The sequence below is a fragment of the Kaistella polysaccharea genome, assembly GCF_020410745.1.
In the GTDB taxonomy this organism is placed as follows: Bacteria; Bacteroidota; Bacteroidia; order Flavobacteriales; family Weeksellaceae; genus Kaistella; species Kaistella polysaccharea.
This window is the reverse complement of record NZ_CP084528.1, coordinates 972,459-996,094: the sequence shown is the minus strand read 5'-3', so window position 1 is coordinate 996,094 and position 23,636 is coordinate 972,459. Positions and strand designations below refer to the sequence as shown.

21 protein-coding genes are annotated in these 23,636 nt (G+C 37.2%); 12 read left to right on the top strand and 9 right to left on the bottom strand.

All coding sequences use genetic code 11. The features are described 5' to 3' along the window. The first annotated feature begins 55 nt into the window (after window positions 1–55). The 3 genes from LC814_RS04465 to LC814_RS04455 all read left to right on the top strand — a co-directional run bounded on the left by LC814_RS04465 (window position 56) and on the right by LC814_RS04455 (window position 3,104). A complete protein-coding gene (locus LC814_RS04465) occupies window positions 56–1,051 on the top strand; it encodes an NADP-dependent oxidoreductase (protein WP_226065187.1) in 996 nt (331 codons plus the stop codon). Window positions 1,052–1,068: 17 nt separating this feature from the next. Next, window positions 1,069–2,229 (top strand): iron-containing alcohol dehydrogenase, encoded by a 1,161-nt coding sequence (locus LC814_RS04460; RefSeq protein WP_226065185.1) that lies wholly within the window; start codon window positions 1,069–1,071, stop codon window positions 2,227–2,229. A 194-nt stretch (window positions 2,230–2,423) separates the two neighbouring features. Further along, window positions 2,424–3,104 carry a type 1 glutamine amidotransferase domain-containing protein gene (locus LC814_RS04455; protein WP_226065183.1) on the top strand — a complete coding sequence of 227 codons (681 nt, stop codon included), beginning with the start codon at window positions 2,424–2,426 and terminating at the stop codon, window positions 3,102–3,104. Between the two features lie 112 nt (window positions 3,105–3,216). On the opposite strand, the gene LC814_RS04450 is transcribed toward LC814_RS04455, so the two are convergent. The 6 genes from LC814_RS04450 to LC814_RS04425 form a co-directional block, all read right to left on the bottom strand. Next, on the bottom strand, window positions 3,217–4,449 hold the full coding sequence (locus tag LC814_RS04450; protein ID WP_226065181.1) for a DUF2254 domain-containing protein: 1,233 nt from the start codon (window positions 4,447–4,449) through the stop codon (window positions 3,217–3,219). Next, a complete protein-coding gene (locus LC814_RS04445; RefSeq protein ID WP_226065179.1) occupies window positions 4,446–5,378 on the bottom strand; it encodes a mechanosensitive ion channel family protein in 933 nt (310 codons plus the stop codon). The genes LC814_RS04450 and LC814_RS04445 overlap by 4 nt, the downstream gene beginning before the upstream one ends. Before the next feature lie 36 nt (window positions 5,379–5,414). Next, entirely contained in the window at window positions 5,415–6,239 is an 825-nt protein-coding gene (locus LC814_RS04440) for an alpha/beta hydrolase (RefSeq protein ID WP_226065177.1), read from the bottom strand. Between the two features lie 133 nt (window positions 6,240–6,372). Beyond that, a complete protein-coding gene (locus LC814_RS04435) occupies window positions 6,373–6,873 on the bottom strand; it encodes an FKBP-type peptidyl-prolyl cis-trans isomerase (protein ID WP_226065175.1) in 501 nt (166 codons plus the stop codon). Window positions 6,874–7,045: 172 nt separating this feature from the next. Further along, entirely contained in the window at window positions 7,046–9,163 is a 2,118-nt protein-coding gene (locus LC814_RS04430; protein ID WP_226065173.1) for a type IA DNA topoisomerase, read from the bottom strand. Window positions 9,164–9,520: 357 nt separating this feature from the next. Further along, window positions 9,521–10,420, bottom strand: a complete 900-nt coding sequence (locus tag LC814_RS04425; RefSeq protein WP_226065171.1) for a M23 family metallopeptidase — start codon at window positions 10,418–10,420, stop codon at window positions 9,521–9,523. 231 nt (window positions 10,421–10,651) lie between these two features. Between LC814_RS04425 and LC814_RS04420 the strand changes: the two genes are divergently transcribed. From LC814_RS04420 to LC814_RS04385, 8 genes are all read left to right on the top strand, one after another. Continuing rightward, complete coding sequence (locus tag LC814_RS04420) at window positions 10,652–11,680, top strand: NAD(P)H-dependent glycerol-3-phosphate dehydrogenase (RefSeq protein WP_226065169.1); 1,029 nt, start codon at window positions 10,652–10,654, stop codon at window positions 11,678–11,680. Then, a complete protein-coding gene (gene trhA, locus LC814_RS04415) occupies window positions 11,680–12,348 on the top strand; it encodes a PAQR family membrane homeostasis protein TrhA (RefSeq protein WP_226065167.1) in 669 nt (222 codons plus the stop codon). Before LC814_RS04420 ends, trhA begins: the two co-directional genes overlap by 1 nt. Before the next feature lie 212 nt (window positions 12,349–12,560). Continuing rightward, on the top strand, window positions 12,561–14,066 hold the full coding sequence (mqo, locus tag LC814_RS04410) for a malate dehydrogenase (quinone) (RefSeq protein WP_226065165.1): 1,506 nt from the start codon (window positions 12,561–12,563) through the stop codon (window positions 14,064–14,066). A 23-nt stretch (window positions 14,067–14,089) separates the two neighbouring features. Beyond that, window positions 14,090–14,488 carry a hypothetical protein gene (locus LC814_RS04405; protein ID WP_226065163.1) on the top strand — a complete coding sequence of 133 codons (399 nt, stop codon included), beginning with the start codon at window positions 14,090–14,092 and terminating at the stop codon, window positions 14,486–14,488. 82 nt (window positions 14,489–14,570) lie between these two features. Beyond that, window positions 14,571–15,188: a DUF1684 domain-containing protein gene (locus LC814_RS04400; protein WP_226065161.1), complete on the top strand. Its 618-nt coding sequence runs from the start codon at window positions 14,571–14,573 to the stop codon at window positions 15,186–15,188. Window positions 15,189–15,236: 48 nt separating this feature from the next. Then, complete coding sequence (locus LC814_RS04395; RefSeq protein ID WP_226065159.1) at window positions 15,237–16,046, top strand: glucose 1-dehydrogenase; 810 nt, start codon at window positions 15,237–15,239, stop codon at window positions 16,044–16,046. A gap of 55 nt (window positions 16,047–16,101) precedes the next feature. Further along, the gene (locus LC814_RS04390) at window positions 16,102–18,750 is read left to right on the top strand and encodes an MGH1-like glycoside hydrolase domain-containing protein (protein ID WP_226065157.1); all 2,649 of its coding nucleotides are present in this window, start codon (window positions 16,102–16,104) and stop codon (window positions 18,748–18,750) included. 48 nt (window positions 18,751–18,798) lie between these two features. Beyond that, window positions 18,799–18,957, top strand: a complete 159-nt coding sequence (locus LC814_RS04385) for a hypothetical protein (protein WP_226065155.1) — start codon at window positions 18,799–18,801, stop codon at window positions 18,955–18,957. Here LC814_RS04385 and mtaB read toward each other — a convergent pair. From mtaB to LC814_RS04370, 3 genes are all read right to left on the bottom strand, one after another. After that, window positions 18,954–20,303 (bottom strand): tRNA (N(6)-L-threonylcarbamoyladenosine(37)-C(2))-methylthiotransferase MtaB, encoded by a 1,350-nt coding sequence (mtaB, locus tag LC814_RS04380; protein ID WP_226065153.1) that lies wholly within the window; start codon window positions 20,301–20,303, stop codon window positions 18,954–18,956. The genes LC814_RS04385 and mtaB overlap by 4 nt on opposite strands. Window positions 20,304–20,430: 127 nt before the next feature. Further along, window positions 20,431–21,012 (bottom strand): cysteine dioxygenase, encoded by a 582-nt coding sequence (locus tag LC814_RS04375; RefSeq protein WP_226065151.1) that lies wholly within the window; start codon window positions 21,010–21,012, stop codon window positions 20,431–20,433. Between the two features lie 94 nt (window positions 21,013–21,106). After that, window positions 21,107–21,697 (bottom strand): DinB family protein, encoded by a 591-nt coding sequence (locus LC814_RS04370; RefSeq protein ID WP_226065149.1) that lies wholly within the window; start codon window positions 21,695–21,697, stop codon window positions 21,107–21,109. A 174-nt stretch (window positions 21,698–21,871) separates the two neighbouring features. Between LC814_RS04370 and glgP the strand changes: the two genes are divergently transcribed. Continuing rightward, window positions 21,872–23,527, top strand: a complete 1,656-nt coding sequence (gene glgP, locus LC814_RS04365; protein WP_226065147.1) for an alpha-glucan family phosphorylase — start codon at window positions 21,872–21,874, stop codon at window positions 23,525–23,527. Window positions 23,528–23,636: the final 109 nt, after the last annotated feature.

Below are 23,636 nucleotides of genomic sequence, written 5' to 3'. Positions count from 1 at the left end.
CACAATTTTTTCTCTCAGAATATCAATTCTTTAAAAATTAAAAAAATTCAACACAATGAATAATATAATAATAATTAATAGTCGTCCAGTTGGGAAACCTCAACTTTCAAATTTTAAATTGGTGGAGGAAGAAATGCCTGTTCTAAAGGAGGGAGAAATTCTTTTAAAAACAAAGTTTGTTTCTGTAGATCCTTATTTAAGAGGAAGAATGAGTGATGCAAAATCTTATGTTCCACCTTTTGAACTTCAAAAAGTGATGAGTTCCGGAGTCGTAGCAGAAGTGACAGAATCGCAAAATGAAAAGTTCAAAAAAGGAGATTTTGTTTCGGGAATGTTGAACTGGAAAGAATTTCAAACTTCAAAAGGAGAAAATCTTTTAAAAATAGATGATAAAATAGCGCCACTTTCTAACTATCTCGGTGTTTTGGGAATGACAGGATTAACTGCTTATTTCGGATTGACAGAAATTGGAAAACCGCAAAAAGGAGAAACCCTTGTTGTTTCCGGAGCAGCCGGAGCGGTCGGAAGTATCGTTGGTCAAATCGGAAAAATATTAGGTTGTCGCGTTATCGGAATCGCCGGAACAGATGAAAAAGTAGAAATGCTAAAATCAAAATTCGGTTTTGATGAAGCCATCAATTATAAAACAACGACGAACATGACCAAAGCCATTGCAGAGGTTTGTCCCGATGGAGTTGATGTATATTTTGACAATGTGGGCGGAACTATTTCGGACAGCGTTCATGCGAATATCAACAGATTAGGAAGAATTATTGTGTGTGGCGCCATTTCCGCTTACAACGATACCTCCGTTCCTCAAGGTCCAAGAGTTGAGCATTTTTTAATTCGGAAATCTGCTTTAATGCAAGGTTTCATTGTTGGGAATTATGCCGAGAAGTTTCCGGAAGGAATGAAACATTTATCGCAATGGTTAACGGAAGGAAAACTTACTTATTCAGAAACCATCGTGGAAGGTTTTGAAAACATTCCACAGGCTTTTATCGACCTTTTCGACGGTAAGAATAAAGGGAAAATGATCGTAAAAATATAAACATTAAAATACATTATATGAACAATTTTAAATACAGAAATCCAACAAAAATTTTGTTTGGTAAAGGTCAAATAGAAAATCTTCCAACTGAAATTCCAGCAAACTCAAAAATATTGATGCTTTACGGCGGTGGAAGTATTATGAAAAATGGAGTTTATGACCAAGTGAAAAATGCACTTTCAGGTTATGAAGTTGTAGAATTCGGTGGAATTCCTGCCAATCCTGAATACAGCGTTTTATTGGAGGCTTTAAAAGTAATCAAAGAAGAAAACATTACTTATCTTTTAGCAGTTGGTGGCGGTTCAGTAATCGACGGAACTAAATTTTTATCAGCCGCAGCTTTATATGAAGGCGAAACTCCTTGGGATTTATTGACTAAAAAAAAACCAGTGACGGAAGCAATGCCTTTCGCGACAGTTCTAACACTTCCTGCAACAGGTTCAGAAATGAATTCTGGTTCCGTAATTACGAGAGCCGAAACGAAAGAAAAATTAGCTTTTGGTGGATCGGGAATGTTCCCACAATTTTCTGTTTTGGATCCGGAAGTGATCAAATCAATTCCACAACGTCAATTGGCGAACGGAATTGCTGATGCTTTCACGCACGTGATGGAACAATATATGACGTATCCGATTGGTGCCAAATTACAGGATCGTTTTGCGGAAAGTATTATGCAGACTTTGGTTGAAGTGGCTCCGGAAATTATGAAAGATCCAACCAATTATGAAGCAGCTTCAAATTTTATGTGGAGTTGTACCATGGCTTTGAACGGATTAATTCAGCAAGGAGTTCCGGGAGATTGGGCAGTTCACTCCATGGGTCACGAACTGACGGCACTTTACGGAATCGATCACGCTCGAACTTTGGCCATTTTAGCCGGAAATCATTACCGTTATAATTTCGAAACCAAGAAAGAAAAATTGGCGCAATACGCCGAACGCGTTTGGAATATCACGGAAGGAATTTTAGAAGAAAAAGCCCACGCTGGAATCGACAAAACCGATGAGTTTTTCAAATCTTTGGGAATCGATATTAAATTATCAGATTATACCAAAGATTACACTGAAACTGGAAGTACCGTTGCAAAACGATTTACTGAAAGAGGTTGGGAAGGACTTGGCGAACATAAATCTTTGAAACCTTCTGATGCTCAGAAAATCATCGAAATGAGTTATTAAAAATCAGAATTTTAAAAAATTAAACTAACAATTCATTGCGGGCATTGCTAAGTGAAACGCCTTTGCGAACTTAAAGAAGTACGTAAAACAGCATTCTTTTAAAGAAACCTTTGCGAGGCTTTTCGTTAAAATTTTATTGTTCAATATGAATAATCATTAAATTATTAAAAATTCAAACACTTAAAAAATATATTATGAAAATATTATTTGTCTTAACATCACACGATCAATTAGGAAACACTGGCGAAAAAACCGGATTTTGGATTGAAGAATTTGCAAGTCCTTATTACTATTTAGTAGATAAAGGAGTTGAAGTAACTTTAGCTTCCCCAAAAGGCGGTCAACCACCGATTGATCCTACAAGTGACAAACCGGAAAATCAAACGGAATCCACAAAAAGATTCAAAGCGGATGCAGCTTTACAAGAAAAATTAAGTGAAACGCACAAACTTTCGGAGGTTTCATCAGAAGATTACGATGCGGTATTTTATCCAGGCGGTCACGGACCATTATGGGATTTGGCAGAAAGCGAAACTTCCGCAAAATTGATCGAAAGTTTCTACAATTCCGATAAACCTGTATCTTTTGTTTGTCATGCTCCGGCAGCTTTGAAACATGTGAAAAACACAGATGGAGAACCATTGGTAAAAGGTAAAAAAGTAACCGGATTTACGAATACGGAAGAAGAATTGGTACAATTAACCGATGTTGTTCCTTTCTTAGTAGAAGACATGTTGAAAAAAAATGGTGGCATCTACAGTAAAAAAGGAGATTTCGAAGAATATGCAATCGAAGACGGTTTGTTGATCACGGGTCAAAACCCAGCGTCATCTGAAAAAGTAGCTGAAATGTTATTGGCTAAACTTCAAAAATAAAATAGACTTAAGTTCTATTGATTAATCAAAATGTTCCAAAGTGATTTTCGCTTTGGAACATTTTATTGTGAAGGATTATCAATGCAAACTCTTAAAAATAAATTTCACATTGTCAGCGTTTTAAACTGAGCTGATGTGTTTTTACTTTTAATATCCAAGCTTCAAACAGACTGAAATATAAATGTTTACTATCCTGATTTTTCAGCTGATTCAACATTTCTAAAAATGTCGATTGTATGTAATCATCATCTTTCCCGTAATTCCAGATGGGTTGTAGGCATTGATTAAACAGTTTATCAAAATTCGAACTTTTACGAAATATTGCTATTTCATCTGTATCATTTAAAATTGTTTCTGGTAACTGCTGATATTTTCGGTAATCAAAAAGTGCAAACAGTGCGTGCAATGCAAGTACAGCAGTTCCGGGATCATTTATTCCAGGACTGAGCGCTTTAAGGGCGATCTCTGCAAGATGGTGAAAACCATAATCTGCGTTTCGGTCAATGGGTTGTCCAGTGAAAAAGTCGGCGCAGTCTGCGATTTCTTTCAGGAGTTCGGGGGTTATTTTATTCTTACCGTACACTTTAATGCAAGGTGTTCCTTCTAAAGTAAACTGGCCTGCCGGAAAAAGAAATTGAATTTGAACTTGATTGCTTTCTGTAATTTCTAGCAATCTTTTGGTATTGAAACCTTGAAAATAGTCTGATTTCTGTGCAGAAATAATGGTTGCAGAATCATTAATCCAGCTCGGTAAAATATGACGAATTTCCGCGAAATCACGTTCGATTGTATTATAGGTTTGAACGCGAACGCGATCAATTACTGTTTCATACTTTACTGTTTGGGTCACATAATTCAGAAAATAAATAAATAGAAAAATATCGATAACCGTCAACACAATAAGCAAATAAATACTGAGCGCGGGCACGTAAATACCGCTGGATATATCGCGAATCGTACTGAGTAAAAATAAAGCATATACCGTGGTGCCGATATAAATTCCTAAAATTACTTGCTGAAAACGATTTTCGATCATGCTTTTCAGAACGCGGTTGCTCATTTGCGAAGCCGCCTGATTCAACACAATCATCACCATCGAAAAACTGAAAACGGTCAGCGAAATAATGGCGCCAGCAACTGTTGAAATAATAGTTCTTGCGGTGCTCGCATCTTTCAAACTTAACCAGCTTAAATTGGATTTTAGATGTTTTCCGTACTCTGAAAAATCAAAAACCAACATTCCCCAGGATAACGCCAGAAATCCTATGGCAATAATTGCCGGATAGAAAGCAATACTTTCAATCGTCTTGTTGTAATAAATTCTAAGCCACTTGCTGAAACTCATTCTTTGTTTTTACTTGGATTATATGGTGGATAATCGTCTTTTGTATTTAAAATATCGATTGGGAAAGGTTTTTTAGGGTCATACCATTTTATTTCCTGAATATCAGAAGGTAGAGAGAAGCCTTCTTCCATTAAAACTTCCTTCACGCTGCTAATCACCTGGCTTTTAAGTTCCAAGACTCCTTTTTTGTAATCAAAAGTATTTACCCAAAAGTAAATTCTCAGATTTACAGTGCTCGTGGCTAATTCTTCTACCACCGAAAAAGGCTCTTTATCTTTAATAATATCGGCAAATGGCGTAATCGTTTTAATAATAATTGCAATTGCTCTGTTAATATCATCTTCATAGGCGATGCCAACTAAAAAATCCAAACGAAGTTGTCCGTCGCGGGTAAAATTAGTTACCGGTTCCTTCACAACAATAGAGTTGGGGAGGAAAACATCTTTTTCATCAAATGTTTTGATGTGGGTAGTTCTAAAGTTTAAGGCTTTTACGTGGCCGGTGAAATCACGAATCATAATCGTGTCATTCAAACTGAAAGGCCGATTAAATGCTAAAATTAAACCGCCTAAAAAATTTTCAGCAATATCTTTGAACGCAAAACCGAATATAAAAGCTGAAATGCCTGCGCCAGCCAAAAGACCTTTTGCAATACCACTGAGGCCAACTGCCTGCATGGCAAAGATAATTCCGACAATGAGCAATAAAACATTCGAAGTTTTGCTGAGAAAATTTACAAAAAGCGGATCATGGTCCGCATTCAAAAATTTTCTTTTGATGAACCTAGAGAGATATTTTGCACCATAATAGAAAACAATTAAAATAATAATCGCTAAAACAATACGCGGCAAGGATTGCACAAAATTATTCCAGTAATTGATCACGGAATTTTGTAAACCTTGGGTGAAATCGATGGGATTATCTTTCATAAACGCTATATTTATTTAAAGATAAAAAAGATATCGTTATTTCCCGTTTTTCTGCATAAAAGATTTTGTTTCATCAAACCGATCGCTCCACGGAAAGAAATATTGCAAAATCATGGGAATGTGTTTTTTATTTAAAAATATTGGTTGTACTTCGGGTTGAAATTCATTCAATTTCTTCAGAAAATGTTGATTGGCAGTGGTGATCGAGGGATAGGTTTTTAAGCCCACATAAATTAAAAATGGTGGAGAATTTTCGTCCAGAAAGTTGATTGGTGACGCTTGATACCAGTTTTCTGGATTGTTACTCCATGTCGCTAAGTAATCGTCTTTCGCAGTCGGAGGATAGGTTTCTAGATAATCCTTCATATCAATTCCGGCGGCATCATTTAATATAATTCCCGCTATTGATTGTTCATCAATTCCAAATTTCGGATTTAAAACAGCATTTGTAACCAACTGTGCTCCTGCAGAATGACCGGTAACAAATATATTTTTGGTGTCACCGTGGTATTCTGCAATATTTTTCTGAACCCATTTTACTGCCGCCGCAATTTCGGTGGTCATCTCATCAATATTCGCTTTCGGACTTAAAGTATATTCGGGAAGAACGGTGATGACCTCTTTCTTTGCGAAATTTCTGCCGAAAAACCCGTACTGATCTTTATTTCCACTATTCCAGTTTCCACCGTGAACAAAAATCAGAACAGGAAGTTTTTTATTTTCGGCCTTATTAGGAACAAAAATATTCAACTTTAAATCTACATTATCCGCAGATTTATGATAAACGATATCTTTAAATTTTCGGGACTGGCAGCTAACGAAAAGGAGCGTACCAAGGTTGAGTAAAATAATTTTGTGCATGTTTAAAAATACGTTATTTCAGGGAATTTAGATTTCATTCTTTCGTTTTTTTTCCTAAGAAATTTAAGTCTTAAATTGGAAATTAAAAAAGCTACGAAAGTTTCGTAGCTTGTATTTATAAAGGAAAATCTAATTAATTTCCACCTTGTCCATCAACGCCATGAGCGTGACCGTGTTCTAATTCCTCTTCTGTTGCAGGTCTTGTGGATTCTACTTCAACATCAAAGTGCAAAGTTTTTCCCGCCATCGGATGGTTAAGATCTACTGTCACCGCTTCTGGAGTTACCTCAAGAACAATTGCATTCAAGTGATTTCCTTCGGGATCTTGCAACGGCAAAACTGCCCCAACAGGCGGCATTCCTGATTCGCCGAACATTTCTGCGGGCAGTTGCGTAGTGGCACTATCTACTTTTTCGCCGTAACCTTCTTCCGGAGTAATGGTGAACGAGCGCTGATCTCCTGCGACCAAGCCATGAAGCTGCTCTTCGAATTTTGGTAGCATCATTCCTACACCATAAAGAAAAACGAAAGGGTTGTCGGCATCGGTTTTTTCGATAAAAGTTTTTTCACCATTTTCTTCGATGGCGTTTAAAGTGTAATGTAGTGCTACTACTTGATTTTTGTCTATTGTCATGAGATTAATGTTATCAAGGATTTCTTTTTCCTTATTAAAATTATAGTGTTAAAATGGGTCAAATTCAATTCAAACCCATCGTTTGCAAAGGTAATTAAATTCAATTACTTTAAATTTTTACGTTTAGCTGCAGCAGATTCTGAGCAGATGATAGCTTTTCTGAAAGTGCTGATCAATTCGAAATTAGATCGATTATAAATTCATCGGATAACAGCACAACTCCTTCAACTAAGCTTCGCGGATGTGCTGTAAACCCTTTTAGTTTTGAAGATTTTCCTTTAATAATGATATCCTGAATTTGTTTTTCAGTCAATTTTTTTCCGAATAAAATGAAGGGAACTTTAAAACCACATCCTTTAAAATTCGAACAACCAATGGCAGTTTTACCTTTCATCAACTTGCTTTCTTTACATTTTGGACATTTTTCATCGTCCCAAATAATTGCAGTTATTTTTCTTGGCACAGATTCCTTTTTTTCTTTGGTCTGAACTTTTGTCTGAATTGAAATAACTTTTGCTTTTTCGTTGATAACGTTTCGCGTTAGATTGGTAACCATCGTGATCAACTCTTCTTTAAATTGATTAGCATCATATTCTCCGCGCTCAATTTTTCTGAGTTTAAATTCCCATTCGCCTGTTAATTCAGGACTTTTCAGCAATTCATCCTGAATAGTGTCGATCAATTGAATGCCAGTTGAAGTTGCCAAAATGTTTTTTTTCTTCCGTTCGATATAATTTCTTTTGAAAAGGGTTTCGATAATGTTGGCGCGTGTTGAAGGTCTCCCAATACCATTGTTTTTCATCATTTCCCGCAATTCTTCATCATCGACCTGTTTCCCCGCAGTTTCCATAGCTCGAAGTAAAGTCGCTTCGGTATAGGGTTTTGGCGGGCTCGTTTTTCCTTGATGAATTAAAGGTTTGTGTGGACCTTTTTCGCCCACTTTAAATTCGGGAATCGTTTGCTCTTCCTCTTTGTCTTTCTTTTCGGGCTCTTCTTTTTTGTCTTTTATATAAACTTCGCGCCATCCCAATTCCAAAATTTGCCGACCGGACGTTTTGAATGGTATCGTTCCAACCTGACCTTCCACCAAAGTATTTGAAATTTTACATTCCGGATAAAAAACGGCGATAAACCGTTTCGCTACAAGATCATAAATTAATTTTTCTTCTCGACTTAAATTAGAAGAAGGGGGAATTTCTGTCGGAATAATTGCGTGGTGATCGGTAACTTTTGCATCGTCAAAAACGGTTTTCGATTTCGGAATTGGTTGAGTTAAAAGTGGTGCTGTAAATTCGCGATAGAAATTCATGCTTTGAAGAATTCCCGGAATTTTCGGATGCAAACTTTCGGCGAGGTAAGTCGTATCAACTCTTGGATAGGTCGTGTGTTTTTTCTCGTATAAACTTTGAATATACTTTAACGTATTCTCGGCAGAATACCCGAATTTTTTATTGGCTTCAACTTGCAACGCCGTTAAATCAAAAAGTCGTGGATTCTTTTCTTTTCCTTCTTTAATTTCAAAAGAGATAATTTCAAAAGGATGTTGTTTTAAATAATCTAACCCTTTTTCGGCTTTTTCTTTCGTTTTTAAACGGTCAATCGCAGCACTAAAAAGAACGTCACGGTAATTGGTTTTCAGGTCCCAATATTCTTCCGTTGTAAATGCATCGATTTCTTTCTGTCGCTGTACCAACATCGCAAGAGTTGGCGTTTGAACGCGACCAATTGAAAGTACAGTTTTATTTCCGCCAAATTTTTTGGTGAATAATCGCGTTGCATTAATTCCTAAAAGCCAGTCGCCAATTGCGCGTGCATTTCCCGCGAGATAGAGATTTTGATAATCTTCGGCAGGTTTTAAATTGGCAAAACCTTCTTTAATGGCTTCTTCAGTCAGCGACGAAATCCACAATCTTTTCATGGGTTTTTTGCATTTCGCTTTGTGTAACACCCACCGCTGTATGACTTCTCCTTCTTGCCCTGCATCACCACAATTAATGACTTCGTCGCAATCGGCAACTAATTTCTCGATGATAGTAAACTGCCTTTCAACACCAGGATTATCGATGAGTTTTATTCCAAATGGATTGGGAATAATGGGAAGTGTAAACAAAGTCCAGGATTTTAAATGGGGACCATAATCGTGTGGTTCTTTCAGCGTACAAAAATGGCCGAACGTCCAGGTTACCCAATAACCATTGCCTTCGAAATAGCCTTGTTTCGGCATGTCTGCACCTAAAACTTTGGCAATATCTCGTGCAACACTGGGCTTTTCAGCAATACATAATTTCATACTTCGGCTTCATTTTAGGGACGTGGTGCAAATCTGAGAAAATTTTATCAGATAAGAGAAAATTGTTTTTGCGATTTTTCATCAAAATCAAATCTTCTTAATTATCAATTTTGCTAATACTCAATTTTACTTTTTAGTTGGTGACTTTTGCGGAAGAATTCTTTATTCATTTCCATAAAATTACGGATACAAACTTTTATTGCTTTTTAGATGTAGAACATTTTTCGCAAAAAGATTTTAAGATTAAACTTCGCGGTGGGCAAATTTTCAAATTGCAACTATAGCATTTTTCACTACTAATATTAAAAAAAACGCTCCCGACAATTCAGGAGCGCTTGTATTTTTAAAATGAATCTTTTACAAATTGATAAACAATTTCGGATTTACCGGTGTATTGTTTTTATGAACTTCATAATGAAGATGAGGTCCTGTTGACCGTCCTGTATTTCCAGATTTTGCAATAACGTCGTTTACTTTTACGTTATCATTTGTTTTTACTAAAATTTGAGACAAGTGACCATAAAGTGTGTCTAAACCGTTTCCGTGCGAAATGATTACGCAATTTCCATAACCTCCTTTTACGCCAGCAAAAATAACTTTACCGGTTGCAGCGGTTCGAACGTCAGAACCATGAGCAACGGCGAAATCTAAACCTTTGTGAAATTGAATCTGATCTTTTTCAGCGGGAACATTATTCTGTTGTACAGGAGTTGTCGCGGCAACTAAGGTTCTTTTTGTGATATTTCCTAAACTGTCTTTTTCCTCAATATATTGAGGTTCTGCTTTAACTGGTTTCAAAGAAGCCAGCAATACCGTTTTTACAGGAATAGGATTCGTTCTTTTGCCAAACTGAGAAGAAATATAACCATCTGTAGGAATTCCTAAGGGAACTTGTTGAAGTTTGGTTTGCAAATCCATCAAATATTGACTGTAGCGATTGGTTTGTTTTGCAAGATAAACCGCGTTAGAAAGGCTGTCCTGCGCGAGCATTTGAATTTTCCCATCGCTAATGTTTTTTGAGGCGAGAAAAGAGTTCAGTTCCCGAACCGTATGATCAACCAAAGCCAGATCATTTTTCATGCTCAGATAATCGATGCTGTCTTTTTCAGTTTTTATAGGAACCAAATTTACTTCGTAGGATTTGTAATCCTTTTCAGCATAGAGTTTACCGATATAGAGTGCCTGCCCAAAAATAATTAAAGCGAGGAAACCCAGAATAAAGTTAATGTTTTTTTTGCTGCTTAAAAAGTTTTTCATCTTTATAAAATCGTATTAAAGTTTTCGAAAAAAATGAGCTGCAAATTTATGAAAAAAATAAATAAAGTATTAAGTGTGAAGAGCCTATCGAATTTCATCCAATTCAACTTAACGTAAATCCTTTCATCCAGCACAAAAAAACAATTAGTTATGGTTATTCAGAAACCTTTAATATCTTTGTGTAAGAGACCTCATTAATATAAAATTCAGCGAATTCTCTAAAATTCTGATATGATAAAAAAGAAAAGTTCTGAGAAAAAGATTGCACAACATGAAGTTTCCATTGGAGTTGTCGGAAGCGGTAGTTTTGCCACAGCGATCGTTAAAATGTTGGTGGAAAACTGTAAAGTCGTTCACTGGTGCGTTCGCAATGAATTTGTAAAAGGTGCCATCGAACTTCGCGGACATAATCCTACGTATTTGACGTCTGTTTCTTTTGATTTGAAGAAATTGAAAGTGACCACCGATATTAACGAATTGGTTTCTGCATGCGAAATTGTAGTTCTTGCTACACCTTCAATTTATCTCTCCGATGCTTTAGATAAAATGACCTGCAATTATGATAATAAAATTTTCGTTTCTGCTATAAAAGGAATCGTGCCAAAAGTGAATGATGTGGTCGGCAATTATCTGCGGGATGAATTCAAAATCGGATTTCGCAATCAAGCGGTAATCGCAGGACCTTGTCACGCAGAAGAGGTAGCGATGGAGCGTTTATCATATTTGACAATTGCCGTTGCAGAAGACGAAGTGGCTACAAAATTAAAAGATCTGTTTTCTTCCGATTTTATTAATGTTCACTGCACACGAGATATTTTAGGAAATGAATACAGTGCAATTTTAAAAAATATTTATGCTGTTGGTGCCGGAATTTCCAGTGGATTGGGATATGGTGACAACTTTACGGCGGTTTTCGTTTCAAATGCGGTCCGCGAAATGGAAGTTTTTCTGGAAGCAGTGTATGAAGTTCCACGTGATGTTAACGAAAGTGCTTATTTAGGAGATTTACTTGTGACTGCTTATTCATTATTTTCCCGAAACCGAAACTTGGGAAATCTTATTGGAAAAGGGTATACCGTGAAATCTGCGATACAATCTATGAATATGATTGCGGAAGGATATTACGCTGCAGATTCAGTTTACCATACTTCAAAAGAAAAAAACCTGACCACGCCTATAATTGATACAATTTATAACGTTTTGTATAAAGAGAAAAATGCGGAAACTGAATTTAAAAAATTAACGCTAAAGCTCAACTGATGAAAATCGAGAAAACATATCCAATTCACGTCTACTCAAAACTGGAAGAGAATTTGAATGTGGCTTCTCATTTTTTTGGGCTAGTTATGAGCGTTGTCGCGCTATTTTTATTGGTTAAACGCGCAGCTGAATTAGACAGTTTTTGGGCGGCGATTAGTTTCCCCATTTTTGGTCTCAGCATGATTATCCTTTATCTCGCGTCTACTTTATATCATTCCGCCACAAAACCGAAACTGCGGTATCGGTTAAATATTTTCGATCACGCCGCCATATATGTTTTGATTGCCGGTAGTTACACGCCTTTTGCCTTAGTATCTCTAAATGGTAGCGAAGGTTTTATTATTTTTTCGATAGTTTGGGCAATCGCTTTGATGGGAATTATTTTCAAATTATTTTTTATCGACCGGTTCACGTTACTATCCACCATTTTATATGTCGCAATGGGGTGGCTGATTATTTTCAGTTCCCACACTCTGCTTTCTAATTTAAGTGCAAAAGGAGTTATGTGGCTGATTTCCGGGGGAATTGCCTATACAATTGGCGCTGCTTTGTATATGTCGAATAAGCTAAAACTTAATCACGCTATTTTTCATTTGTTTGTGTTGATGGGTACATTCTGTCATTTTATTTCGGTCTATTACTATGTTATTCCCGTGAGTAATACTTAGATCTAGCTTGTAAAATTTTTCATTTTGTTTTAATGTTTTGTAGTGAAATGTAATGGTTCGGTACTTTTGGCGATTTATTTGCTGTGCTGTAATCTGCCGAAATTGATCGCATTATTTGTGATTTGACTCGGTTCTTTAAGTTAAGTTTAACAATTCTATTTCACCTTAACACAAAAGTTTTCCCGAAATTCGTAAAACCAAAATAGTAAAATATGCCTTCCTATTCATCTTATAGAGTTCCCCAATCCCATTACGACGTTGTTTTAATCGGCGGCGGAATTATGAGTGCAACGCTCGGAACCTTACTTCATGAACTTGATCCAACCTTAAAGATTGCAATTTTTGAAAGACTTGGGCGTTTTGCCCGGGAGAGTTCTGCTGCCTGGAATAATGCCGGCACGGGACATTCTGCTTTCTGTGAACTCAATTACACGCCGCAAGGCGAAGATGGCACCATCGATATTTCGAAAGCTGAAAAAATAGCGGAACAGTTTGAAATTTCGAAGCAATTTTGGTCTTTCTTACTTTCTGAAAATTATATTCAAGATCCAAAGACCTTTATCAATTCCTGTCCACATATGAGTTTGGTATTTGGCAAAGGCGATAGTGAGTTCCTCCGGAAACGTCACGAGAAAATGACCGAGTCTCATCTATTTAAAGGAATGCAGTTCACTACCGACCATGACCAATTACGCGAGTGGATTCCGCTCATTATGGGACACCGAAAGGATAATGAACATCTGGCAGCTACTAAAATGGATATGGGAACCGACGTGAATTTCGGTACTTTAACGCGGAAAATGGGAAGATTTCTCGTAGATGATTCTAATGTTGATGTTTTTCTGTACCATGACGTGAAAGATATCGATCCCCGCGATGACGGGAAATGGAAAATTGATGTAAAAAACAGAATGCATCAAAAATCTTACGAAGTTACCGCAGATTTTGTATTCATCGGTGCGGGCGGCTATGCGTTGCCTTTACTCGATAGTTCAGATATTCCCGAAAGTGAAGGTTATGGTGGATTTCCTGTCTCTGGAGAATGGCTCGTTTCTTATAATCCTGAATTAATTGCTCAACATCAAACCAAAGTCTATACGCAAGCAACCGTCGACGCACCGCCTATGAGCGTTCCCCATTTAGATCTGCGCATTATAGACGGTACAGAAGCATTATTATTTGGGCCTTTCGCGGGATTTTCAACTAAGTTTTTAAAAGAGGGAAGTTATCTTGATCTACCCGAAAGTATAAACTTCTCCAACATCAGATCGCTTTTCGGCGCGTGGTGGCATAACCTACCATTAACCCAATATTTAGTACGGCAGGTTGCCATGACAAAAGATCAGCGGATGCAACACCTTCGTGAATTTGTAAAAGATGCCAAAGAAGAAGATTGGGAATTAAAAGTGGCGGGACAACGCGTGCAGATTATTAAAAAAAATGATGAAGATGGCGGCAAACTGGAGTTCGGTACTGAAGTCGTAGTGAACAACAGCGGCACAATTGCGTCGTTGCTTGGTGCTTCGCCGGGAGCTTCAACTGCTGCTTACGCCATGTTGCAGGTGATTGAAAAATGTTTCCCCGATAAGGTTGAGAATGAGTGGAAAGATAAAATTAAAGAAATTATTCCCTCTTACGGCCAGAAATTGTCTGAGAATCCAGAACTGACTGAGAAGGTTCGTGCGTACACCAAAGAAAAATTGGAACTTAATTACTAAGAAAAATTGAAATTACCTGAATAATGGGCGATCCAGCAACAATTACCAAACCGGAGATCACTACTGAAATTCTGGAATCTCTTCAGCCAAAGGTTGAAGAGGAAAAACAGGTCATTGTGCACTGTTGTTTTCCCGGTAGCCCCTTTTCCGGAATGCTTGTACGTATTTGGTCTTCCACTTTTTTAATTGATAAAAATTCTGATCACAAAAGCTCCCTTATTCATCACGAAAATATATCTCTTTTTCCCTACTGGACTGAAGTTCCATCACATAAAGATTTTTGGTTTACCCTGGTTTTTTCCGGTCTGCCAAAAGATTGTAAAAGTTTCGATCTGAAGGAAGAGATTCCCGAAGAGGGCGGCTTTTTTGTACCTAATATCAAAAGAAACGGAACTGATGTTTATAGAGTGAAAATCTCCTAGGAAACGTATTCAAGTGCGTTCGAGAATTTTGATTTGTTGGCCTCTTTACAAATTCATCCGTATTATAACTTAAATTAATTTTATGAAATATTTCTCTTTTTTTATTTCTCTTTTTCTACTTTCTTCCTGCACAAGTATGCTTTCTGAAAATCCTACGTCGGAAATAAAGAAATTTCAGCAGGAATTAAATTCAGAATATACAAATGCGAAGACGACGCCTTTGCGCGGAAGTAATTTTACCAATTTCACGAAACATCCTTTCTTTCCCATCAATCTGAAATACAGAGTGACTGCAGATTTTGTGAAGACCGAAAATCCGGTTCCTTTTGATCTGCCAACATCTTCCGGTAAAACGAAAAAATATCGGGAATACGGAAAGGCAACTTTCCTTTTGGACGGAAAGAGTTTTACTGTTTCTCTCTATCAAAGTTTAGATTTGATGAAACAGAAAAAATATGAGGACGATCTTTTTCTTCCGTTCCGGGACGAGACCAATACCATCGAAACTTATGGCGGCGGCAAATATCTTGATTTAAAAATTCCTAAAGCAGATAAGATGATTATCGATTTTAATAAATCATATCATCCTTACTGTGCGTATAACGCTTTTGATTACAATTGTCCAATTGTTCCGGTGGAAAATATTCTTCCGCTCCGAATTGAAGCTGGCGTTATGTACGATGACGTGTATTATCATTAATAATAATTTAAAAGTCCTCAATAATTCAATTACCAATAAATCTTTCACATGGAAATTTCTTTGAAAAACCAAGTCGCTATCATTACAGGCTCTTCCAGCGGCATCGGAGCTGCGATTGCTAAATCTATGGCAGAATCAGGAGCTTCTGTGGTCATTAATTATCCCAGTGAAAATTCAAAGGATAAAGCGGCAGTAATATTAAAAGAAATAATAGACAGCGGCGGTACTGGAATGCTCTGCCAATGTGATGTTTCCAAGGAGGAAGAAGTTATTAACATGTTTAAGGAAGTCACAGCCAATTATGGAACTGTAGATATTTTGGTAAATAACGCCGGTATACAAGTCGATTCACCTTTTACCGAAATGACAATGAGCGCCTGGAACGCAGTAATCGGAGTGAATTTGACGGGCCAGTTTCTCTGCGCACGGGAGGCGATTAAAGAATTTTTGAAGAGAGGAATTAATCCATCACGTTCCGTTGCGTGTGGAAAAATCATACACATTTCTTCCGTACATGAAATTATTCCCTGGGCTGGACATGCCAATTATGCCTCCAGCAAAGGTGCCATCAGAATGTTGATGCAAACCTTAGCGCAAGAATATGGCGCAGACCGAATTCGGGTAAATTCTATTTGCCCCGGTGCTATACAGACACCCATTAATAAAAATGCGTGGGAAACGAAGCAAGAACTGGATTCACTTCTGAAGCTTATTCCGTACAACCGAATTGGACAGCCGCAAGATATTGGCAATTTGGCCGTTTTTTTAGCAAGCGATCTGGCCGATTATATTACCGGTGCAAGCATTTTTATCGATGGTGGAATGACCACTTTCGAATCATTTTCTACAGGAGGTTAATAGTTTGATTGTAAATACCTAGTAATTAGCCTTTCTGCAAAAATAAATAGAATCGATGACCGAAGAAGATAAAAAATTACCCGATGTTTCCTGGAAAAGATGGGGTCCTTACGTCAGCAATCGCGAATGGGGAGTAGTTCGTGAGGATTATAGTGCCAATGGTGACGCCTGGAATTTTACGAAACACGATACCGCCGAAGCGAAAACTTACCGCTGGGGCGAGGAAGGGATTTGCGGAATTTGCGATGACAAGCAGCTTCTCATTTTCTCTCTGGGACTTTGGAATAAAAAAGATAAAATGGTCAAAGAGCGCCTTTTTGGCTTGACCAATCAGGAGGGAAATCACGGTGAAGACGTGAAAGAATATTACTATTATTTAGACAACACGCCAACGCATTCTTATATGAAGATGTTGTATAAATACCCACAAAACGCCTTTCCTTACGAAGAATTAGTGCAAAAAAACGCAGTTGCCGGAAAAGAAAATCCGGAATATGAACTTCTAGATACAGGAATTTTTGATCAAAATGAATATTTCGATGTTTTTATTGAATTTGCGAAAGCGTCACAAGAAGATATTTTAATCAAAATTACGGTTACCAATAAAACGACCACGGACGCGCCCCTGATTCTTTTGCCGACCATTTGGTTCAGAAATACCTGGAGCTGGGGTTACGATGATTACCGTCCCGAATTAAAGGCTACTGATTCTAATCAAATAACCATTAATCACAAAGAATTACCAATCAAAAATTTGTATGCGAGTCAAGCGCAAGACGTACTTTTTTGTGACAATGAAACCAATAATCAACGTTTATATCATTCAAAAAATGACGGTAAATATTGCAAAGATGGCATAAATGATTATGTTATTAATGGTACTAAAACTTCCATAAATCCAAATAAAATTGGGACGAAAGCATCCTTTTTAATCGATGAGGTGATCGGTGGAAATTCTACTCAAGTATTTGAATTCAGATTATGCGATAAAGATTTTGATAAACCATTTGATGATTTTACGAAGATTTTTACAGACCGAAAAAAAGATGCTGATGATTTCTATAAAAATTTACAGAAAGGAATTAAAACCGATGACGAAAAATTAGTTCAGCGACAAGCCCTCGCGGGAATGTTGTGGAGTAAACAATTTTACCATTATAACGTCGAAAAATGGTTAGACGGTGATCCAGCAGAAATAAAACCGCCGAAGTCCCGTCGAAATATTAGAAATGAAGAATGGGAAACCTTCAATTCTCTGAATATTATTTCAATGCCGGATAAGTGGGAATATCCTTGGTTTGCGACTTGGGATTTGGCTTTTCATACCTTAAGTTTTGCCCTTATCGATTCAGATTTTTCTAAACAACAGTTGAAACTGTTAACCCTGGAATGGTTCATGCATCCGAACGGTCAGCTTCCGGCTTATGAATGGGATTTCAGCGACGTCAATCCGCCGGTACATGCGTGGGCAGCGTTTCGGGTTTTTAAAATTGATGAAGTAGAAAAAGGGAAACCCGATATTCAATTTCTGGAAGGAGTTTTTCAAAAACTGCTCATGAATTTCACCTGGTGGGTCAATAAAAAAGACAATAACGGAAATAATATTTTTGAAGGTGGTTTCTTAGGTTTAGACAATATTGGAATTTTTGACCGAAGTGAAACTTTACCTTACGGTGAAAATTTAGAGCAAGCCGACGGAACAAGTTGGATGGCAATGTTCTCTTTAAATATGATGAGAATTGCGCTGGAGTTGGCTTTATACAATAAGGTTTACGAAGATATGGCCACCAAATTCTTCGAGCATTTTCTACATATCGCCTACGCGCTCGATAATATGGGTGAAAGTGATTTTTCCCTTTGGGATGAGCAGGACGAGTTTTTCTATGATGCTTTGCAACTGAAAGATTGTACCAATATGTTTTTGCGAATCCGTACCATTGTGGGATTAATTCCCATGTTTGCGGTAGAAGTAATTGATGAAGAAATGTTGGAAAAATTACCCGCTTTTAAAGAAAGAATGGATTGGGTTTTAGAAAATAAACCGAAATTGGCTTCTCTGGTTTCCCATTGGGAAGTGAAAGGTGACGATTCCAAACATCTGCTCTCGTTGTTGCGAGGTCACCGTTTGAAAAAATTGCTGGAAAGAATGTTGAACGAAAAAGAATTCCTGAGTGACTACGGCGTTCGGGCTTTATCAAAAGAATATGAAGAAGATCCCTTTCACATCAATTTAGACGGTACAGATTATACAGTAAAATATCTGCCGGCAGAAAGTGACAGTTATATGTTTGGCGGAAATAGCAACTGGCGCGGTCCCATTTGGTTTCCGATTAATTTTCTGATAATAGAAAGTTTGCAGCGGTTTTTCTTTTATTACAGTCCAGATTTTAAAGTAGAATGTCCGACCGGAAGTGGAACCTATTTGAATTTAGATGAAATAGCAGAGTTTCTAGGCAAGCGTCTAGCCAAAATTTTCTTGGAAGATGAAAACGGGAAGCGTGCTTTCAATGGGCAATATCCCAGGTTTCAGGAAGATAAAGATTTTAAAGATTACATCTTATTTTATGAATATTTCCATGGCGATAACGGCCGTGGAGTAGGAGCATCACACCAAACTGGCTGGACGGGTTTAATTGCCAAAATCCTGCAGCCGCGATTTACACAAAGAAAGCTCGCAAAAGCTCAAACAGAAAGTCCTACATAAGGTGGTGTAGAAATTGCAGGAAAAAGTGGAACATTAAAATTTTAAAATATGGAACCTACAAAAAAAAATAAGCCGGCACCCGTTGTAATTATTGGTATTGTTGCGATTGGTATCGCCATAATATCTTATCTCATTTTATCGGTATTTTTCCCTGAATTATTTCAAAGTTTACCGACAGGAGAAGCACAACCCGTTCAGACCAATTAAACTTTATTCAAAAAATCTTCGAAAGCGGCGTGCACAGAAACTGTTCCGTCGCTTTCTATTTTACTGAGTTTTAAAAGTTCAATTTGATTGATGGAAATTTCGTCAAATGGTTTTTGAACACGCACATAATTTTCGGTAAACCCAAACATGTTTCCATTTTTGTTTTCGTGTTCCCAAAGGACGGGCAACGTTTTTCCCAATTGAGTTTCGTAGAAAGCCATTTTCTTTTTCTCCGAAAGAATTCGCAGCATTTTGTTGCGTCTTTTTCTTTCAGGAATCGGAATAACATCCGCCATTTCTGCAGCTTCCGTATTTTCTCTTTCCGAATAGGTGAAAACGTGCAGATAAGAGATCGGCAGTTCGTTTAGAAATTGATAAGTTTCTAGAAATTTTTCTTCTGTTTCCCCTGGAAATCCTACAATGACATCAACTCCAATACAGGCATCGGGCATTACTTCACGGATTTTATTTACGCGATTGTAATAAAGTCCCGACATGTAACGGCGCTTCATCTTCTTTAATAAATCGTCGCTTCCGCTTTGTAAGGGAATATGAAAATGAGGTACAAATCGTTTGCTTTTCGCTACCAAATCAATACTTTCATCTTTTAAGAGATTAGGTTCGATGGAAGAAATACGTATTCTTTCGATACCTTCTACCTGATCGAGTTCTGAGATTAAATCAAGAAAAGTATGTTCGTGCTTTTTATTGCCAAATTCACCTTTACCGTAATCGCCAATATTTACACCAGTTAAAACGATTTCACGAATTCCGCGCGACGCTATTTCTGTTGCATTTTTTACCACATTTTCTATGGTGTCGGACCGCGAAATTCCTCTGGCTAAAGGAATTGTGCAGTACGTGCATTTGTAATCACAACCATCTTGAACTTTCAGAAAAGCTCTGGTACGGTCGCCTATGGAATAACTGCCAATAAAAAAATCGGCCTGATCAACTTCGCAGGAGTGGATAATTCCGTGTTCATCAGATTTCTGCAGATCTTCCAAATAACTCAGGATATTAAATTTTTCTTTAGCTCCCAAAACCAAATCTACGCCTTCAATTGCCGAAATTTCTTCTGGCTTCAACTGTGCATAACATCCTAAAATAACAACCAAACCATCGGGATTGGCCTTCATCGCGCGTTTTACATGAAATTTGCATTCCCGGTCTGCATTTTCCGTTACCGAGCACGTGTTAATTACATAAACATGAGCGGGCTCATCAAAGCTCACTTTCTCGTATCCTGCACCAGTTAATTGTCGGGCAATAGTTGAAGTTTCAGCAAAATTGAGTTTACAACCTAGTGTATGAAAAGCTGCAGTTTTTGGGGTTAGATGTTCCATAATTTAAGACTGCAAATTTAAAGATTATTTTTTTGCAAAGAAAACGCGATTCACGCACAAAAAAAAACTACACCGAAGTATGATTTTTCAATGAAATGAAATTTAACTTAAAATAAAATTTGTAAATCTATATTTGGGCGATTTTTTTATAACTGTTTTCCGGCGCAATCCACGAACAAGACTTTGCCAGATTTGAAAGATGAGCAATACGGCGTTGTTCTGTATCGAAAATACGAACGTTTTCCAGGCGTAATTTCGGTGTTCTATACACATGAAGACTTACCGAGATTCCTTCTGAATTGTTAATCATGGAATTAATATCGGTTTGCTCTTCGACCAAAATATCTCCAACTCGGGCGATTGCGCGGGAATCATATTCAATAAAATTCATATTTTCCCGATAACTCACTTCGGTTAAACTGCCTTTTAAAACTTTAATTTTGGCATCGTAATTCGAATGATCCCGAATAGCAGAATAATGGTTGACTCCCCAAATTTTTAAGGCGGCCACAAAATCACCGTGGTAAATAGGAACTCTCATAAAGGTTTCATCCGGAACTTCTAAAGGAGTTATTTGGAAAAGTTCATCAAAATCTTTGAACTGAAAAGTAAAAAGAAGGTCACAAATTTCCTCAAAGCTTAAATTTTTTTTTGCTTTTAAATCTGCTAAAACCTGCTCGAGATTCTGGAGTCCGGGAGGTGTTTTCATCACTTATAGTTTTATACTGTAAAAGTAAACACATCCCGTTGGGCGAATTGATTTATCGCCGTGACTTTTATCAATAGTGATATATATCAGACAATTAGATTTTATAATCGTCGCGTACTTCGTCGCTTTTCGCATAGCAAACTGGCGAAGAATTTTCTTGAATTTCAGTGGAATTTTGATTTTTAAGTTCTTCCAGTGTATTTACTTTCTGTCTATTTTTTTCAATGGAAAGATTCCTCCATTTTTCATTGCTCAGCATTTTTCCGAGGTAAACAATTTGGCCAACATGATACGAATAATGAGCAAGCTGGCGTAGAACAGCGTCGAAAACGGTTAATTTCTGACCACCGATTTGAACCAAATCCTGCCAATTATCTTCTTCTATCTCATCTAAAGCTTTAAAAAATATTTCCCAGCCTTCTTCCCAAAGTTGCAGCATTTCAGTTTTAGACTTGATATCGTTCTCGAATTCCTCATCTCTTTTACGCCAACTTTTTTCACCGTCTTCGGTACGGAAATTTGTCCAGCGGGATTTCATATTTCCATGCATATGTTTCACCAATGTCGCGATGGAATTGCTTTCTTCATTATATTTCCAACCTAGTTGCTCTGCCGTTAGTTGAACAAATGTTTTGTCGCCTAAGTCTTTATACTGCTGAAATCGTTTATATAGTGTTTTTTTCATTTTGTAAATATTAGGACACTCAAATTTAAGGAATGTAAGAATTAAATATTATCTAATTAACAGTTTTCTTTATTCGAAATATGAGATAGAACATCATTTTTAAAAATTTGAGCGCATTCATTTTAATACCGTTTATTAATCTTTACATTTGCACTTTATTTTTAATTAATGATAATGGATTTTAAAAATTATACGATGCCGTATAGCATCAACCCCGATTATTCGAAGAAAGTTGCTTATTTTTCAATGGAATTTGCCATTGATCAAGCTTTAAAAATCTATTCCGGAGGCTTAGGCTTTTTGGCAGGCTCGCACATGAGAAGCGCCTATAATCTGAAGCAGGATTTGGTAGGAATAGGAATTCTCTGGAAATTCGGTTATTACGATCAAGCGAGAAATCACGACCAAACTTTGCAGGCTACATGGACGAGAAAGATGTATTCTTTTTTACAGGATACCGGCATAAAATTCCAAATTGAAATTCATTCTGCACCAGTTTGGGTGAAAGTGTATTATTTAGCACCAGAGGTTTTTCACACGGCACCGATGTTTTTCCTTTCTACCGATGTGCCGGAAAATGACCATATTTCTAAAACAATTTGTCACCGTTTGTATGATGCCAACGAATCTACAAAAATTGCCCAGTATATTTTACTTGGAAAAGGTGGGGCAAAACTTTTGGACATGATGAATTTTGAAAGAGATGTTTATCATTTAAATGAAGCACACGGATTGCCGGCAGCATTTTATTTATTGAAGAAATTCGGTGGTGATTTAGAAAAAGTAAAAGAAAAACTGGTATTTACAACCCACACACCAGAAGAAGCGGGTAATGAAAAACATGATCTTTTTATGTGCTATGATATGTCTTACTTTTCCGGTTTGTCCGTTGAAGAAGTAAAAACTATTGAAGGCGTAGAAGATGACCGCTTTAATCACTCGCTTTGCGCCCTTCGAATGGCCAGAATTGCGAATGGAGTTTCTCAGTTACATGGTGTAGTTTCACGGTCTATGTGGAGCAAATACCCGAGCATCTGCCAAATAAAAGCCATCACCAACGCACAGGAATATAAGTACTGGGCAGATAAACCGCTTTATCAATCAAAAGATGAAGATGATGCTACCTTGTTTGATTTCCGAAAAAAACATCTAAAGAAAAGATTTTTCAAAATAGTTGCTGACCAAACGGGTAATTTATTTGATCCAAATGTTTTAACAATTGTTTGGGCAAGAAGGTTTGCTGGCTACAAAAGAGCAGATTTATTGCTTCACGATAAAGAACGTTTCGAAAGACTTTTAAATAATCCAAAATATCCGGTGCAGATTATTTGGGCTGGAAAACCTTATCCCATGGATTATGCTGCAATTTCTACCTTTAATGGTTTGGTGGAAGAAAGCAAAAACTATAAAAACATGGCCGTACTAACAGGTTATGAACTCGCATTGAGTAAATCGATGAAACAAGGTTCGGATGTATGGTTAAATAATCCGCGTGTACCACGTGAAGCTTCAGGAACCTCTGGAATGAGTGCTGCAATGAACGGTTCTATCAACTTATCGACCGATGATGGCTGGATCCCGGAATTTGCGAAACACGGAGAGAACTCTTTCGTCGTTCCAAAAGCAGATTACGACAATATGAGTGTATATGATCAGGATAATTATGACCTGAATAAACTATACGAAATTTTAGAAAACGAAATTATTCCAATGTATTACGACCGTCCAGATGAATGGCGTAATGTACAGCATACCGCGATGGATGATGTGAAAGTTGCCTTCAATTCCGATCGAATGGCCGACGAATATTACAAACAGATTTATTTGTAATTTGTTTCAAAATACGCAGTCCGGATGCAGCAATGTTTCCGGATTTTTTTTGATCATTAAATGAAGCGTTTTTTCGATGATATTAATATATTAGTATCGCTGATTTCTG